The sequence below is a fragment of the Piscinibacter sp. PDB5-1 genome, from assembly GCF_056676035.1.
Map to the genome: position 1 here is coordinate 646,216 of NZ_JBWVZL010000001.1, position 15,790 is coordinate 662,005.

13 protein-coding genes are annotated in these 15,790 nt (G+C 69.3%); 3 read left to right on the plus strand and 10 right to left on the minus strand.

The genetic code is table 11. The features are described 5' to 3' along the window. Positions 1-84 precede the first annotated feature (84 nt). The gene (locus AC1KAT_RS02840; RefSeq protein WP_480322571.1) at positions 85-1,857 is read left to right on the plus strand and encodes a methyl-accepting chemotaxis protein; all 1,773 of its coding nucleotides are present in this window, start codon (positions 85-87) and stop codon (positions 1,855-1,857) included. A 25-nt stretch (positions 1,858-1,882) separates the two neighbouring features. On the opposite strand, the gene AC1KAT_RS02845 is transcribed toward AC1KAT_RS02840, so the two are convergent. Then, a complete protein-coding gene (locus tag AC1KAT_RS02845) occupies positions 1,883-4,162 on the minus strand; it encodes a PAS domain-containing hybrid sensor histidine kinase/response regulator (RefSeq protein WP_480322573.1) in 2,280 nt (759 codons plus the stop codon). A gap of 199 nt (positions 4,163-4,361) precedes the next feature. Next, positions 4,362-6,098 (minus strand): long-chain fatty acid--CoA ligase, encoded by a 1,737-nt coding sequence (locus AC1KAT_RS02850; protein WP_480322575.1) that lies wholly within the window; start codon positions 6,096-6,098, stop codon positions 4,362-4,364. Between the two features lie 228 nt (positions 6,099-6,326). Here AC1KAT_RS02850 and AC1KAT_RS02855 point away from each other — a divergent pair, with 228 nt between their 5' ends. Then, the gene (locus AC1KAT_RS02855; protein ID WP_480322577.1) at positions 6,327-6,890 is read left to right on the plus strand and encodes a 3'-5' exonuclease; all 564 of its coding nucleotides are present in this window, start codon (positions 6,327-6,329) and stop codon (positions 6,888-6,890) included. A gap of 76 nt (positions 6,891-6,966) precedes the next feature. Here AC1KAT_RS02855 and AC1KAT_RS02860 read toward each other — a convergent pair whose 3' ends face one another. From AC1KAT_RS02860 to AC1KAT_RS02880, 5 genes are all read right to left on the minus strand, one after another. Further along, positions 6,967-8,832 (minus strand): serine/threonine protein kinase, encoded by a 1,866-nt coding sequence (locus AC1KAT_RS02860; protein ID WP_480322579.1) that lies wholly within the window; start codon positions 8,830-8,832, stop codon positions 6,967-6,969. A gap of 88 nt (positions 8,833-8,920) precedes the next feature. Next, the gene (locus AC1KAT_RS02865; protein ID WP_480322581.1) at positions 8,921-10,864 is read right to left on the minus strand and encodes a PAS domain-containing hybrid sensor histidine kinase/response regulator; all 1,944 of its coding nucleotides are present in this window, start codon (positions 10,862-10,864) and stop codon (positions 8,921-8,923) included. 146 nt (positions 10,865-11,010) lie between these two features. After that, the gene (locus AC1KAT_RS02870; RefSeq protein WP_480322583.1) at positions 11,011-11,328 is read right to left on the minus strand and encodes a flagellar basal body protein; all 318 of its coding nucleotides are present in this window, start codon (positions 11,326-11,328) and stop codon (positions 11,011-11,013) included. Positions 11,329-11,424: 96 nt separating this feature from the next. After that, entirely contained in the window at positions 11,425-11,838 is a 414-nt protein-coding gene (locus AC1KAT_RS02875; RefSeq protein ID WP_480322585.1) for a VOC family protein, read from the minus strand. Positions 11,839-11,941: 103 nt separating this feature from the next. Continuing rightward, a complete protein-coding gene (locus AC1KAT_RS02880) occupies positions 11,942-12,160 on the minus strand; it encodes a hypothetical protein (protein ID WP_480322587.1) in 219 nt (72 codons plus the stop codon). Between the two features lie 213 nt (positions 12,161-12,373). Here AC1KAT_RS02880 and AC1KAT_RS02885 point away from each other — a divergent pair, with 213 nt between their 5' ends. Next, positions 12,374-13,087 carry an alpha/beta fold hydrolase gene (locus tag AC1KAT_RS02885; RefSeq protein ID WP_480322589.1) on the plus strand — a complete coding sequence of 238 codons (714 nt, stop codon included), beginning with the start codon at positions 12,374-12,376 and terminating at the stop codon, positions 13,085-13,087. Between the two features lie 9 nt (positions 13,088-13,096). Here AC1KAT_RS02885 and AC1KAT_RS02890 read toward each other — a convergent pair whose 3' ends face one another. Genes AC1KAT_RS02890 through AC1KAT_RS02900 form a run of 3 tightly spaced genes read right to left on the minus strand, consistent with a single transcriptional unit; the run spans position 13,097 to position 15,709 of the window. Next, positions 13,097-13,918, minus strand: a complete 822-nt coding sequence (locus AC1KAT_RS02890; protein ID WP_480322590.1) for a phosphatase PAP2 family protein — start codon at positions 13,916-13,918, stop codon at positions 13,097-13,099. Next, the gene (locus AC1KAT_RS02895) at positions 13,911-14,741 is read right to left on the minus strand and encodes a metallophosphoesterase family protein (protein ID WP_480322592.1); all 831 of its coding nucleotides are present in this window, start codon (positions 14,739-14,741) and stop codon (positions 13,911-13,913) included. The genes AC1KAT_RS02890 and AC1KAT_RS02895 overlap by 8 nt, the downstream gene beginning before the upstream one ends. Next, entirely contained in the window at positions 14,738-15,709 is a 972-nt protein-coding gene (locus AC1KAT_RS02900) for a diacylglycerol/lipid kinase family protein (protein ID WP_480322594.1), read from the minus strand. The genes AC1KAT_RS02895 and AC1KAT_RS02900 overlap by 4 nt, the downstream gene beginning before the upstream one ends. Positions 15,710-15,790 lie beyond the last annotated feature (81 nt).

Below are 15,790 nucleotides of genomic sequence, written 5' to 3' on the forward strand. Positions count from 1 at the left end.
CTCAAGGGCTCGAACTCCAGTCCGAAAACCCGGACAGCCCCTGCCACAACCTTGAGCACAGTGGGCTGGACTGGAGAGTTCTTGATGTGGATCAATCGCCTTCGCGTCGGCCAGCGCCTCGTCGCCGCCTTCGCACTCATCTTGTTGATCACCGCGTGCATGGCGCTGGTGGGCATGGCGCAGGTGCAGCGCCTCAAACAATCGGCCGACCACCTGGCCACGGTCGAGTTGGAGCGCCGCACGCTCGCGCAGTCGTGGACGGCCGGCATCCAGCTCAACTGGGTGCGAACCGCCGCCGCCCTGCGCAGCAGCGACCCCACGCACCTGGCCCAGCTCGGCGACGAGATGGACGCCACCTCGGCGCAGCTCAGCAGCAAGCAAAAGGCGCTCGAAGCGCTGGTGACCGAAGACGCGGGCCGCGCGCTGATGGGTGACATCGCCGCTGCACGCGAGAAGTACCGCGTCACACGCGCCGGCCTGATGAAGCGCAAGAAGGCCGGTGAAGACGTGGCCGCGCTGCTCGACGCTGAGTTGCGCCCGCTGGCCACGCGCTACCTCGCCACGCTCGACAAGCTCGACACCTACATGGACGAGCGCCTCGCCGCGAGCCAGGCGGCCACAGTGACGGACGCCCGCATGGGCCTGTGGAGCCTCGCGCTCGGCGCGGTGGCGGCCATCGCGCTCGGCCTCGTGCTGGCAGCGCTCACCACACGCGCCATCGTGCGGCCCATCCGCCACGCGCTCAGCTGCGCGGCCGAGGTCGCGGCTGGCAACCTGCTGGTGGACATCCCCCACACGAAGCGGCGCGACGAAGCCTCGCAATTGCTGGAAGCGCTGGCCACGATGCGTGACCGGCTGGCCGGCATCGTGGACAGCGTGCGCCAGAACGCCGAATGCGTGGCCACCGCGTCGGCCGAAATCTCGAAGGGCAACTTCGACCTGAGCGCACGCACCGAACAACAGGCCAGCGCGCTGCAGCAGACCTCGGCCTCGATGGAAGAGCTGTCGGCCACCGTGCGGCACAACGCCGACAACGCCCGGGCCGGCAACCAATTGGCGATGAGCGCCTCGACGGTCGCCATCCGCGGCGGCGAGGTGGTGGGCCAGGTGGTCGAGACGATGAAGGGCATCAACGACAGCTCCAAGCGCATCGTGGACATCATCGGCGTCATCGACGGCATCGCCTTCCAGACCAACATCCTCGCGCTGAACGCGGCCGTCGAAGCCGCCCGCGCCGGCGAGCAGGGCCGCGGCTTCGCGGTGGTGGCCGGCGAGGTGCGTGCGCTGGCCCAGCGCAGCGCCGATGCGGCCAAAGAGATCAAGTCGCTCATCTCGGCCAGCGTCGAGCGGGTGGACCAGGGCAGCCACCTGGTCGATCAGGCCGGGCAGACCATGCAAGAGGTGGTCTCGGCCATTCAGCGCGTGACCGACATCATGGGCGAGATCAGCTCGGCCAGCGGCGAGCAGAGTCAGGGCGTGGGCCAGGTGACGGATGCCGTCGCACAAATGGACCGCGCCACGCAGCAGAACGCGGCCTTGGTCGAAGAGTCGGCCGCAGCGGCCGAGAGTCTCAAGGTGCAGGCCCAGCAACTGGTGAGCGCCGTGGCGGTGTTTCGCACGGCCGCGGTGAAGGGCGTCGAGCACGTCGCGGCGCCGCAGGCGAAGGCCGCGCCGGTGCCCCGCCCGGCCACGGCCGGCCGCTCCGAGCCCGTCGTCAGCGTCAAGCCGACCCGCACCCACAGTCCGGCCGAACGGCCCGACCCGGTCGCGGCGCCGGCCCCGGTCGCTGCGGCCCCGAAAGCCGCACCGGCGGTGGCGGCCACCACAGCCTCGTCCGAAGACTGGGAAACCTTCTAGAAGGCCGAGCCCGGCACCGGACGCATCAGGGCGAGACCGCGTCGGGCTCGCGCTGCGCCACCGAGAGCAGCCGCCGCACGTCGGCGGCAAAGCGCTTGAAGTCGAGCGGCTTGGTCCAGTATTCCTGCGCGCCCGCTTGGCAGGCCGAGGCCACGTCTTCGGCCATCGCGCTGGCCGACAGCGCCACCACCGTCAGCCCCTGCGTGGCCGGGTCGCCGCGCAAGGCCCGCAGCACGGCCTCGCCGTCCATGTCGGGCAGACGCATGTCGAGCAGCACCAGGTCGGGCTGCAGGCGGCGCGCCTGCGCAATGCCGCTCTGCCCGTCGTCAGCCGCCACCATGCGCAGGCCCGGCCACTGGGCCAGCACCTCCTGCACGACCAGCACGTTCACCGGGTTGTCTTCGATGTAGAGCACCAGGCCTTCGGGCGCCGGCTCGGGATCGACCAGCAGGCCCGCCCCGGGCACCGGCACGTCCAGGGGCCAGGGCGACTCGGGCGGCGCGGCCTCGGCATCGGGCAGCAGCACGGTCACGCGGGTGCCGGTGCGCGGCTCGCTGTCCACTCGGATGCGCCCGTTCATCAGGTGCACCAGTTCACGCGTCAGCGTCAGGCCGATGCCGGTGCCTTCGACCGTGCCGTGCTCGCGCCCGAGGCGGTTGAAGGGCTCGAACAGGTGGTCCATCTGCGCGGGGGTCATGCCCAGGCCGTTGTCTTCGACCACGAAGCCCACGCAGCCGGCCTCGCGCACGAGGTGCACCGCCACTTCGCCGCCGCGCCGGTTGTACTTGATGCCGTTCGACACGAGGTTGAGCATCACCTGGCGCAGCCGCGTGCGGTCAGCGCTGGCCAGCAAGGTCGGCGTGTCGGACGCCAGCGGCCGTTGGCGCACGCCGTGCGACTCGGCCAGCCCTTCGCACATGCGGCGCACCTCGGCGAGCAGGCCCACGAGCGGCACCCGCTCGGGATGCACCTGCAATTGCCCGGCCTCGATGCGCGACACGTCAAGCACGTCGTTGATCAAAGCCAGCAAATGCCAGCCCGCCTGGTGGATGTGGCCGACCTGCGCGCGCTGCGCCGGCGTGAGCGGCTCGTCTTCCGAGCTTTCGAGCAGTTGCGAGAAGCCGAGCACCGCGTTCAGCGGCGTGCGCAGTTCGTGGCTCATGCGCGACAGAAACTCGGTCTTGGCGCGGCTGGCCGCTTCGGCCGCCGCCTGTGCGTCGCGCGCGGCCTCGGCGGCGCGCAAGGCACTCACGTCGCGCAGCAGCACCGTCATCAACACGCCCTGTTCGGTGACGAGCTTCGAGATCGATGCCTCGATCGGAAACTCTTCGCCGTTGCTGCGCAGGCCGGTCAGCGATGGCCGAACGCCCATCAGGCGCTGCGTGGCCGGCGAGTCGGCGAAGGCCTGCACGTGCGCCGCATGGGCGGCGCGCAGACGCTCGGGAATGAAGCGCTCCATCGATGCGCCGATGGCAACGTGCGCATCGACCCCGAACACCTGCTCGGCCGCGCGGTTGAAGAACACGATGCGCTGGTGGGCGTCGATGGTGATGATCGCGTCCATCGCCGTGTCGACGATGTCGGCGAGCTGCATCTCGCGCAAGCGCAACGCCGTCTGAGACTGGCGTCGCTCGGTGACGTCTTCCGAGATGCCGCCGACGCCGATCACCTCGCCCTGCGCGTCGCGCAGCACCGAGGCCCGGTCGCGGATCCAGAGCCAGCGGCCATCGCTGTGGCGCATGCGGTATTCGTTTTCCTTGATGCCCACGGCGTGCAGGCGGCGCAGTCCCTCGCGCACCGCCTCGACGTCGTCGGGGTGGACGAGCGACCACCACAGCTTGGGGTCGTCGATGAACTCTTGCGGCGAGCGGCCGAAGACGCGGTGCGCCGCGTCGCTGACGTACAGGGCACGCTCACCGTTGGCGCTGCCGAACCACGCCACATCGTCGAGGTTGCCGATCAGGTGCTTCCAGCGGCTTTCGATCTGCGCCTGCATCGCGTGCTGGCGCTCGATCTGCGCCTTCTGTGCGTGCAGCCGGCGCGCAGTGCGCAGCACGGCCACGTAGACCAGCACGCCCGTGGCGGCGACGAAGCCGAGGCCCTTGAATTGCTGGGCGCGGGCCGCCGCGTCGGGGTCGCGCACCAGGGTGTGCAGCACCGTGTCGGACAGCAAGATCCACAGGCTCGCCAGCCCTCCGTAGATCGACGCCCAGCGCAAGGCCGTGCGCCGCGCCCGGCGCGAGGGTGTGCCCTCGCCGCTGCGGCGCCGCCAGCCCTCCAACCACCCGCGAATCGATTGCCGCATGTCGGTGAGACCGCCTGCCCTCGGAGTGGGCACAGACCGCCTTGATGCCTCAGTCGCGCAGGTGTGTCAACCGTGATTCTCGGGATGGCGCGTGAAAAGCCCGGCGCCGGTCCGGCCGGCGCCATGGGCAGCTGCCTGCGCAACCATGAAAAACGGGCCCGAAGGCCCGTGGTCGAAGTCGCGGCGTCGCGCCGAGAGATCAGCCGTTCTCTTGCTCTTGCAGCTGGCGCCACATCACCTTGCCCGAGGCCGACTTGGGCAATGCATCGACGAACTGCACGATCTTCGGCACCTTGTAGGCGGCCATGTGCTCTTTGGCCCAGTCGGTGATGTCCTTGTCGGTCGTCTTGCCCTTGGCCTCGGTGCGCAGCACGATCACCGCCTTGACGGTTTCGCCGCGGTAGGCGTCCTTGGCGGCGATGATGCAGGCCTCTTGGACGGCCGGGTGCTTGTACAGCAGCATCTCGACCTCCGCCGGCCACACCTTGAAACCGCTGGCGTTGATCATGCGCTTCAGGCGGTCGGTGATGAAGAAGTAGCCTTCCTCGTCCATGCGGCCCAGGTCACCGGTGCGGAAGAAGCGCTTGCCCTCGAACTCGACGAAGGCCTCGGCGGTCGCTTCGGGGCAGTTCCAGTAGCCTTTGAAGAGCATCGGGCCGTGGGTGATGATTTCGCCCACTTCGCCCGGCGGCAGCTCTTTCAACGTGGCCGGATCGACCACCCGCGAATCAACCCCGAACACCGGAATGCCCAGGCACTGCGGCTTGGCCCGCTCGGGCGGGTTGCCGTGCGTGGCGGCCGCGGTTTCGGTCAGGCCGTAGCCCTCGGCGAAGGTCAGGCCGTATTGCTCGTGCAGCCGCTGGGCGATGGCCGCCGGCATCGAGGCCCCGCCGCCGTTGATCGACTTCAGGCTGCTCAGGTCGAAGCTCTGGTAGTTGGGGCTGCCGAAGAGGTCGATGATCATCGTCGGGATGCACGTCCAGTGCGTCGCGCGGTAGCGCGAGATCAGGCGGCCGGCGAGTTCGCGGTCCCAGCGCGGCAGCAGCACGACGGTGCTGCCGGCGTACACGGCGGCGCACACGAGGCCGATCATCCCGGTGATGTGGAACATCGGCACCACGCCCAGGCCCACGGCCTCGGGGCCGCCATGCGCCCACTGAATGCCCACGGTGTTGGACATGATGGTGCCGTGCGTGTGCATGCAGCCCTTGGGGTTGCCGGTGGTGCCCGAGGTGTAGGGCAGCACGGCCATGTCTTCGGGGCCGACGTTCTGCGCCGGCGGGGTCAGCTTTTGCGCGAGCACGTCCGTCCAGCGCACGAAGCCCGTGCCGGCAGGTTGCGGCAGCGGCGGGTCCAGGCGCAGCCAGGCTTCGATGGCCGGGGGCGGGGCGTCGGCCGGGTCGATCGCGCCTTCGGGCATGGCGTCGGTGAAGCGCGTCACGAGCACGTGCTTCACACGTTCGGCCTCGGGCACGCCGCCATTTGCTTCGGACAGCACGCCGGCCAGGTCGGCAGTGGTGATGAACACACGCGCCTGCGGGTCGGTGATGTAGTGGTGCAGTTCGTCGGCCTTGTTCATCGGGTTGACGGGCACGACCACCGCGTTCGCACGCAAGATGCCGTAGTACGCCGCAACGAACTGCGGGCAGTTCTGCATGAACAGGCCGACGCGGTCGCCCTTCTGAACACCCACACGATGCAGCCAACCGGCGATGGCTTCGGCCTGCGAGTGCAGCTCGCCGTAAGTCAGCGCCTTGCCGAAAAACACATAAGCCGGCTTGTTGGGGTAGCGCTTGGCCGACACCTCGAGGTTGAAATACATCGACGTGGTCGGCACGACCATCGCCCGGGGCAGGCGCTTGGGCCAGATGCGTTCGTGGGGGCGCGGGGTGGATGGCGGCGCGGCGACGACCATGGCAGGATCTTTCGAGTTCATTTGGACACACAAAACGGAGATACGGGTGTATAGCCGAAACGAGCGCCTGCTCGGGTTTGCTGCGCCGCACACAAAGGGAAAACCCGCAAGCCGAATTCAAGGTGCCGGGCCTGAGGCAACAGCCCCATACAAACGCAGGCACATGACCGGGCCGACAAGCCCTTTCATCCGTCGGCTCTTGCGCCTTGGGGAGGGCGCGAACCTGCGGCGATGCCTATGCTCCACGACATGGTCCTGCCACTGGTCGATTCACACGCCCGCACGCCGCCGTCGAAGGGGCCCTCGGCCTCGCCGATGCCGGCCATCCTCGACGTCGAGGCGTCGGGCTTCGGCCGCGACAGCTACCCCATCGAGATCGGCTTCGTGCTGCCCGATGGCACCAGCTTCTGCACGCTGATCCGCCCCGCCCCGCACTGGACGCACTGGGACCCCTCTGCCGAACGCGTGCACCGCATCCGCCGTGAGCAATTGGAGCATCACGGCCGCAGCATCGACGAGGTGACACGGCTGCTCAACGACCGACTGCACGGGCTCACGCTCTACACCGATGGCTGGGCGAACGACTATGCATGGATCGGCGCGCTGTACGAAGAGGCCGAGCGCGTGCCGAGCTTCAAGCTCGACAGCCTGCGCGGCCTGCTCAGCGAGGCCGAAGCACGCGCCTGGCACGAGACCAAGCTGACCATCGGCCACGAAACGCACCTGCCCCGCCATCGGGCCAGCTCGGACGCCCGCTTGCTTCAGATGACGCTGAGCCGCCTGCGCCAGGGCCCGTCGGCGCAGTTGCTTTAGCGATTGAGTCTGCGCCCCCCGTCGGCCCGCAGGTCGTGAGGGCTCGTCATGGGCGGGGCGCAACTCAGCGCTTGAATCAGCGGTTGAGTGGGTTGCGCTGGCGCATCTCTTCGTCGTGTCGCATGCGCTCGCATTCGGGGTGGTTGACGAAGCGCGCCGACTCGCACTGCCGGCGCAGGCAATTCGTGAGCGCGATGAACACGCGCGAACCGCAGGCCTCGCGCGGGCTGCGAGGGCCCGCCGCCTCGACCGGCGGTGCCGGAGCCACGGCAGGTGGGGCGACGACCGCAGGCGCGGGCGGCGCCGCGCCCAGGGCCTCGGCCGCGCGCTGCCGCCGCGCTTCGGCGAGTGCACGCCGCTCGGCCAGCGCTTCACGCGCGGCCTCGGCGCGCAGGCGGGCGGCTTCGCGTGGCGTCAACGCCGACTCGGCTGCCGCCTGTGGCGACGCGAGCACCGGTGCGGGCGGTGCGACCAACACCGGGGCAGCGGCCGGCACCGCCGTCACCACCGCGCTGGCCGGGGCGGCCGGCGCAAGCACCGGCGGCGGCACCGCCACCACGGGCGCGGTGGCCGGCGCCGGGGCCGCAGCCTCGGTGCCCTCGTCCGACCCGGGCTGGAAGACCAGCCACGCCCCGACCGCCAGCACCAGCACGGCGGCCGCACCGGCGCCGGCCAGCACCGCCGTGCGGGCGGACGACGGGGCGGCCACGGGTGCGGGCGCCGCGAGCGGCTCCATCGGGCGCACCTGCGGCTGGGTCACGGTGCGCGGCGTCTCGGCGGTGGCAAAGCCGGTCGGCGGTGGCGGCGCTGTCTGCGGCATCACCAGCGTCTTGTCTTGCCCTTCGTCGCGGCCCGGCATGACGGCGGTGGGCGCATAGGCGCCGGTGCCGCTGCGTTCGGGCTGGGTGGGCGACCATGCGGCCTGCACCCGCTCGCGGATGACCGTGGGCGAACCGTCGGCCTCGCTCATCACGCGCTCGGGCGGCACAAGGCGGCCGTCGAGCGCGTCACGCAGCTCTTGCACGCTTTGCGGCCGCTGGTTGGGGCGGATCATCAGTGCCCAGTCCACCGCTGCCAGCAGGCGGTGCGGCAGGCCGCCGGTGAGCGCGGGGTCAAGCGCCGAAAGCGGCATGACGTCGTCGTGCACCGCCCGGGCCGCCGATGGCGTGGGCGGTTTGCCGGCGACCAGGAAGTGCAGCACCGCGCCCAGCGCGTAGAGATCGGTCCACGGACCCTGGCGCAACTGGCCCACGTCGGCGTACTGCTCAACGGGGGCGTAGTTGGGCTTGAGGATGGCGGTGAGCGTTTGCGTGCGGTCGCCGATCACGCGGCGGGCCGCGCCGAAGTCGAGCAGCACCGGCAGGCCTTCGGGCAGCAGCAGGATGTTGTCGGGCGCGATGTCGCGGTGGTACACGCCCTCTTTGTGCAGCACTTCGAGCGCGCCCAGCAGCGGGTCGATGAGGCGGCGAATCCAGGCCTCGTCGGGCGGTGTGGTCATGCCCTTGCGCTCGTCGCGCAGGGTGCGACCGGCGTAGAAGGGCATCACCATGTAGGCGGTGCCGTTGGCCTCCCAGAAGCGGTAGACCTTCACCAGCGACGGGTGGTCGAAGCGGGCCAGCAGCTTCGCCTCGTTCACGAAAGAACGCAGGCCGATGCCGAAGGTCTCGACGTGGGCCGACGAGCGCAGCGAGACCTGGTCACCCTGCCCGCGACCGGCCAGCGACGAGGGCATGTATTCCTTGATGGCCACCTGGCGTTCGAGCGCGTGGTCCATCGCCAGGTAGACGATGCCGAAACCGCCGATGCCCAGCACCCGCAAGATTTCGAACTCGCCGAGGCGCGTGCCCGGGGCCAGGGCGTCCTGGTCTTCGTGCACCCGCATCACGGCCGGTCCGGTGAGGGGCGTCGTGGCCGGCGTGCTGGGGTTGTGCGGCTCGTTCATCGGCCGGGAGCTTATCGCAGCGGTTTCCCTGCGGGCATGACCAAAGACGTGTCGATGCGCGCGGCGCGTGAGCCCGCGTGCGGCCCGTTCAGACTCGGCTACGGGCCATGCGTGAGCCGTGCACCCAGCGGGCCAGCACTTTCACCAGCCGCTCGGCGTCGATGGGTTTGGACAGGAAGTCGTTCATGCCGTGGTCGAGCGCAGCGTCACGCTCGGTCAGCAGCGCATCGGCCGTCAAGGCAACGATGGGCAGGCGCGCGGCGTCGTAGCGTTTGCGGATCGCCGACGCCGCCTCGAAGCCGTTCATCACCGGCATCTGCAGGTCCATCAGCACCACATCGAAGGCGCCGTCGCAGGCCAGCACAGCCTCGACCGCCTCGGCGCCATGCTCGGCCAACGTCACCTCGGCGCCCCACTGCCTGAGCGTCGCGTCGGCCACGAGGGTGTTGATGGGGTTGTCTTCGACCAGCAGGATGCGTGCACCGCGCAGCGCATCGGCCGCCGGCAACCGCATGCTGATGACCTCGTGCCCCGTGGCCGCCAGCGGCAGCGGCACTTCGGCCCAGAAGACGCTGCCTTCGCCGGGCGTGCTGTCCACACCGACCTCGCCACCCATCAGCGCGGCCAGCTCGCGGCAGATGCTCAGGCCGAGGCCGGTGCCGCCGTACTGGCGGGTGATCGAACTCGCGGCCTGCGAGAAGGGTTTGAACAGGCGCGGCAGCAGCGCAGCGTCGATGCCCGGGCCGGTGTCTTGCACCTGCACGCGCACGCGGTGCTCGCGCGTGGCGAGCACGGTGACTTCGATCATTCCGTGTTCGGTGAACTTGAGCGCGTTGCCGAGGAAGTTGCCGACGATCTGGCGCAGCCGCACGGGGTCGCCGTACACCCACGAGGGCACGTCTTCGTCGATCACGAGGCGAAAGCCGAGTCCCTTGCCTCGCGCCAGAGCCGCATGGGCATCGCGCAGGCTGCCCAGCAGCGCGTGCAGGTCAAAGGGCACGTGCTCGACCGTCATGCGGCCGGCCTCGATCTTCGAGAAGTCGAGGATGTCGGAGATCGTGCCCGCGAGCGCCTGTGCGCTCTCGTGAATGCGTTCGAGGTATTCGCGCTGGCGCACCGGCCCGGCATCGGGCGCCAGCGCCAAACGAGCCAGGCCCAGCAGGCCGTTGAGCGGCGTGCGGATCTCATGGCTGGTGTTGGCCAGGAAGGCGCTCTTCGCGCGGTTGGCGGCCTCGGCCTGCTCTTTGGCCGAGGCCAGCGCCTGGTCGATCCGGCGACGCTCGGTGATGTCGTCGACGATCCAGATCGCGCCGCCGTACACCGGGTTGGCCAGGTCGATGGCGCGCGCCCGCAGGCTGCACCACATGGTCGAGCCGTCGCGGCGGCGCATCTCGTACTCGTCTTGAAAAACGTCACCGCGGGCCAGCACCTGCCCGGCGCAGCGCACCATCGAGATGTAGCTCGCGTCGTCGCTCCAGAGCACGCGCCCAGGCAGGCCGACGAGCCCGCCGCGCGGCCAGCCGAACATGTCTTCGAAGCGCGGGTTGGTGTGCTGGAAGACGCGGTCGCGCGTGAAAGCCACGCCCACCACCGCGTTGTTGAGGATCGCCTCGTACTGCAGGCGCCCCCGCTCGCGCTCGGTCACGTCGTGCAGCACGGCGACCACGTAGCGCACGCCGTCCTGCTCGAAGGTCGAGGCGGAAATGCGCAGCGGCACCGGCCGCCCGTCACGCGCCCGAAAGACCGCCGCGTAGTCGTGCACCTGGCCACCGGCCAGCACCAGCAGTTCGGTGTAGCGGTCGCGGGCATCGCTTTCTTGCCAGAGGCCGATGTCTTGCACGCGTCGGCCATGCACCTCGTCGGCCGTGTAGCCCGTCATGCGCTCGAAGGCGCCGTTGACCATGTGGAAGCGCCCACTGTGGAATTCGGTCACGCAGACCGGGTCGGGGCTGACCTCGAACAGGCGCAACAACACCGTCTGCGCCTGGAGCGTGGGCATGCGCGGCGGCACGAAGGTGGGCTGTTCTTGCATGGCTTGGCAGGGGGCGGCTGGGCGGATTAGACCTTGCCCGCGCGTTCCATCACAAGCGTGGAAAACGCGATCCAACGCGCTGCCCAAGGCCTGCAAACGATGCAAAAGTCACAAAGGGGCCAGGGCAGACCGGCCAGGGAGGCCGATCAGGCGAACGCGTCGATGAGCGTGCCCTGCATGCGCTCGCTGGTCTTGAGCACCAGCAGGTTGGCTGCGAAGGCGTAGCTGGCGACCTTCTGCGCGACGATGTCGTCGGCCAGGCCCTCGCCCGGGGCCGCCTCGGCGGGCGGCTCGGCCGTCGTCAGCGGCTGGGTCAGCACGCCGCCACCTTCTTGCGACTGCTGCACGACCAGTTGCCGGCGAAAGCCCGGCGTCTGCGCGTTGGCGATGTTGTGCGCCGACGTGTCGATGCGCATCTGCGCGCCGCGCAGACCCGAGAGGGCGATGGATGAAACGGTGTTCATGGCGTGTCGGCGTCTTATCGGCCGCTCCGCCTCGAACTTGAGCCCGGCGCGGTGCCGGGCCCGTGGCTGACTGAGGGGGCTGAGCGTTTCAGCCGGTCAGACAGGTGCAGCGATGCTCAGGAACTCGACCCAGTTGCCGTCGGGGTCGGCCACGATGGCGATCGTCACACCGGGACGCAGCTCGCGCTCTTTCATCATGACCTTGTGGCCCTGGGCCTCGCAGGTCTGCAGCATCTCGGCCATGTTGTCGAGGGTGATGGTCCAGTAGCGCAGGCCGGTGGCCCCGGAGACGCCGCCCGGTGCCGCTTGCGCGGGGGTCGATGCGAGCACCACGAGCTTGATGAGGCTGTCGCCGCACACCAGCTGGTGCATGGTGCCGTTGCCGCCGGGCATGGACATCTCGCGCACGTACTTCAGGCCCAGCGTGTCGCGGTAGAAGGCCAGCATGGCCTCACCGTTGGTGGTGACGATGCCGAGGTCGATGCCTGGCTTGGTCTGGCGGATGCCCATGAGAAGGAGCCTTTCGGAGGTTGGTGGGTCGGACGAACCCTCAACCCTAACGCAGCCATGGGAGGCGGCGCTGTCACCTGCGCACCTCTCGGTGCGCGTCGGCTCAGTGCAGGTCGGCCAGCATCACGGCGGGCGATGCGAACTCGCGGCCCACCACGGCGCGGGCATACAGGTAGTTCGTGCGGGCCCGCTCGCTGAGCGCATCGAGTTCGACATGGCCTTGCGCGTCGCACGGGAACGAGAGCGCACGACCGTCGTTGAACAGCGACCGGAAGCGTATTTCGTAGCAAGGGGCTGCTGAGAGCGAATTGGCGGAGTTCATGATGAGGTCCTTTCCCTTCATGACGTCGATCCTGATGGCCGACGGTGAGACCTTACGCGCGGCGACGCAAATCGGATGTCGGTGCGGCGCTGCGAAGTCAGTCAGAAAACACCTCATTGATAGGTCGGCCCGCGGGGTACTGCCACCCCGCGAAAGTGGGGGACACCCCTGTTTCACTACGATTCGATCCCCCAATATGACGAAAGACATGCCATGAGCGACGCCACAAGCCACGACATGCCCACGGTGCTGGTGCCGGGACTCTTCTGCACACCGCGGTGTTTTGCCGGCCAGACCCCGGCGCTTTGGCAGTTCGGGCCGGTGATGGTGGCCGACCACCGGCGCGACGACAGCATCGCAGCCATCGCCGCGCGGGTGCTTCGCCATGCCCCACCGCGCTTTGCGCTGGCGGGCATCTCGATGGGCGGCTACATCGCACTCGAAGTCATGCGCCAGGCGCCCGAGCGGGTCAGCCGGCTTGCGTTGATCTGCACCTCGGCACGACCCGACACGCCCGAGCAGACCGACCGCCGCCGCCAGCAGATCGAACTGGCCCGCAAAGGCCGCTTCGCCGACATCGCCAAGCTCGCCTTCCCGCTGATGTTCCATCCCGACCACCACCACGATGCAGCTTTGCGCGAGGCCGTCACGCAGATGGCGGCCGACACGGGGCCCGAGGCCTTCGTGCGGCAGCAGACCGCCATCATCGGCCGCATCGACTCTCGACCGCACCTGGGCGCCATCACCTGCCCGACGCTGGTTCTGGCGGCCGCCAACGACGAGGTGATCCCGGCCGACTGGTCGCATGAGATGGCGCAGGCCATCCCCGGCGCGCGGCTGATCACCCTGCCCGACAGCGGTCACCTTTCGACGGTCGAGAAACCGCAAGAAGTGACGCAGGCGCTGGTGGACTTCTGGCGCAGTTGAGCGTGAAGGTCAGCGGCCGCCGCGGATGCGGTGGTAGCCACGCGTGAGCTCGATGCTCGCGATGCACACCACCAACCACACCGTGCCCGAAGCGAACCCGGCGATCACATCGCTGGCGAAGTGCACCTGCAAGAACACGCGGCTCGCGCCCACGGTGAAGGCGAGCGCGGCGCCGCACAGCAGCACCGGCAGGTGCCAGCGCGGCGGCAAGAGGCGGATCGCCAGGTAAGCGAGCATTCCGTAGGCCACGACCGCCCCCGAGCTGTGACCGCTCGGGAAGCTGTAGCCCGTCTCGAACACGAGGCCGTGGTCGTGCATTGGCCGCACGCGCTCGAACACCTTCTTGAGCGCCGGGTTCAGCAGGCCGTTGCCGGCCAGCGCCAGCACCCAGCCGGCCGCCAGCCCGTGGTGACGCATCACGAGCAAGGCAATGGCCACCGCAATGCCCAGTGCGATGAGCGTGTCGGGGTCGCCGAGCTGGGTGAGGCGGGCAAAGGCACGCAGCACATCCAGCGAGACGCTCTCGCGCAGCGCGACGGTGAACACCTCGTCGAGCTGGCCGAGCAGCATGCCGCTCCACAGTTGTTCGACCAGCGAGGCGAACACCGATGCCGCACTCAGCACCAGCAAGAAGCCCAGTCCCACGTGAATCGCCAGAAAGGCCAGTTGCGGCATGTGGCCACGCTCGTGGGGCAGGCCGACGCGCGAGAGCAACTTCCACACGCCCGCCACCGTCGCGAGCAGCAAGGCCAGCGCCACGAAGAAGCCAGGCAGCGCGTGCGTGCCCAGCACATCGGCGAGTTGCGCCATGACGATGTCACCGTCATCCATGGCCGGGTGCCAACGGGTAGAAGTGAAGCTCATCGGCAGACACGCGCTCGAAGCGGCGCGTGGCTTCGCGGAAGTCCCAGCGCTCGACCACCGCGCAGCGGCGGTTGTTGATGGGGCCGGGATAGCGGATGAGGTTCACCGAGTTGTCGGCCTCGTGGCGCACGCGTGCAGACACCGCGGTGCCCGCCTGCACCGCCCACAGCGTGCGCGGCAGGTCGTCGAAGCGCTTGTGCAGCGGCGCCACGTAGGGCAGGTGGATGTGCCCGCCGAGGATCAGGTCGGCCCCGGCGCGTGCCCACACACGAATGGCCGTCTGGTGACCGCGCAGCACGTTCACCTCGTCTTGCGCCTTGATGGCGATCACCGGGTGGTGCAGAACCACCAGGCGCAGTTGCCCCGGTGCGGCATGGTCGAGCCGGTGTGCGACGCGCTCGATCTGCGCGCGCGAGATTTCGCCATGCTTGTGGCGGTAGCGCCGCGTGGTGTTGACCGTGAGCACCAGCAGTTCGCGGGTCTCGAACATCGGCTCCAGTTCGCGGCCAAAGGCCTCGGCGTGCCTCGCGTACGGCCCGAAGAGGCGCGCGCCCAGGTGCAGCAGGGGGATGTCGTGGTTGCCCGGAATCACCAGCGTCGAGGCCACGCCCAAGCGGTTGAGAAAGAGCTTGGCCGCACGAAACTGCGCCGGCTGCGCCCGCTGGGTGATGTCGCCCGACAGCAGGGCCAGCCGCGGGGCCTGCTCGCGCACGAAGCGCACCAAGGCTTCGACCACGGGCGGCCGCTCGGTGCCGAAGTGCGTGTCGGACAGGTGCACGACCGTGGTCATGTCGCCTCCGCAAGGTGATCGCCCTCGGGTTTGATGAGGTGCAAGGGCTGGCTCGCCACGCGAAACTCCAGCGGCGGGCGCATCCAGACGACCTCGCCATCGGTGGCGACCTTGATGCGGCGCGCGCCCACTGGCAACCAGGGCCTCACGACGATGCGGCGCGTGGCGAAACTGTCCACCGTGTCGGCCTCGCCCAGACGGCCGAGCGCACCGCGCAGCAGCAGCCCCAGCATCGCCAGCGTGCCGACGGGCTTGAGCGTGATGGCAGCGAGGCGGCCCTGTTCGAGCATCGGGGCCTCGGCAATGCCGATCTGTTCGAGCTGCAGGCGGTTGTTGCCGACAAAGAGCGTGGGCGTGCGCACCTTGCGAACCGCGTCTTGCCCGCCTTGCTGGTGTTCGATCAGCAGACGCAGTTGCGCGTGCTGCCCGAGCAGCGTCGTCAGCGCCGACAGCAGCGCCACCGGGCGGCTGCGGCCGAACTGCTGCTTGTAGGCCTCGCGGTCTTGCAGCAGTTGCGGGTACAGCCCCAGGCTCGCGTTCACCAAGAACACGCGCCCGTTGACCTGGCCCACCTGCACCGGCTGCGGCCGCCCCTGCATCAGCAGATCGGCGGCCGCCTCGGTGTCTGACGGAATGCCGTTGGCGCGTGCGAAGTAGTTGAAGGTGCCTTGCGGCAGCACCCCGAACGCACAGCCGCTGCCGAGCGTGGCCTGCGCCACCGCGTTGATGGTGCCGTCGCCGCCGGCAGCAACGACCACGCCGCCTTCGGCACGTGCCTGCGACACCGCCTGCCGTGCCAGCCCCTCGATGCCTTGGCCGGGCGCGCACGCCAGCACCCGGTGCGCCCGCCCGGCCCGCGCGAAAACCCGCTCGAGGGTGGCGCGCGCTTCTTGCGCGTCGCGGTGGCCGGAGCGATCGTTGAACACGATGAAGAAGCAGGCGCGGGGGTCGATGGGTTGCGGGTCCATGGGACTCGGGCGAAAGGGTCGAGCCGCAACGCTCGGTGAGGCTTGAAGGGCGTCCCTCGGCGGCTGTCTGCATCACACCAG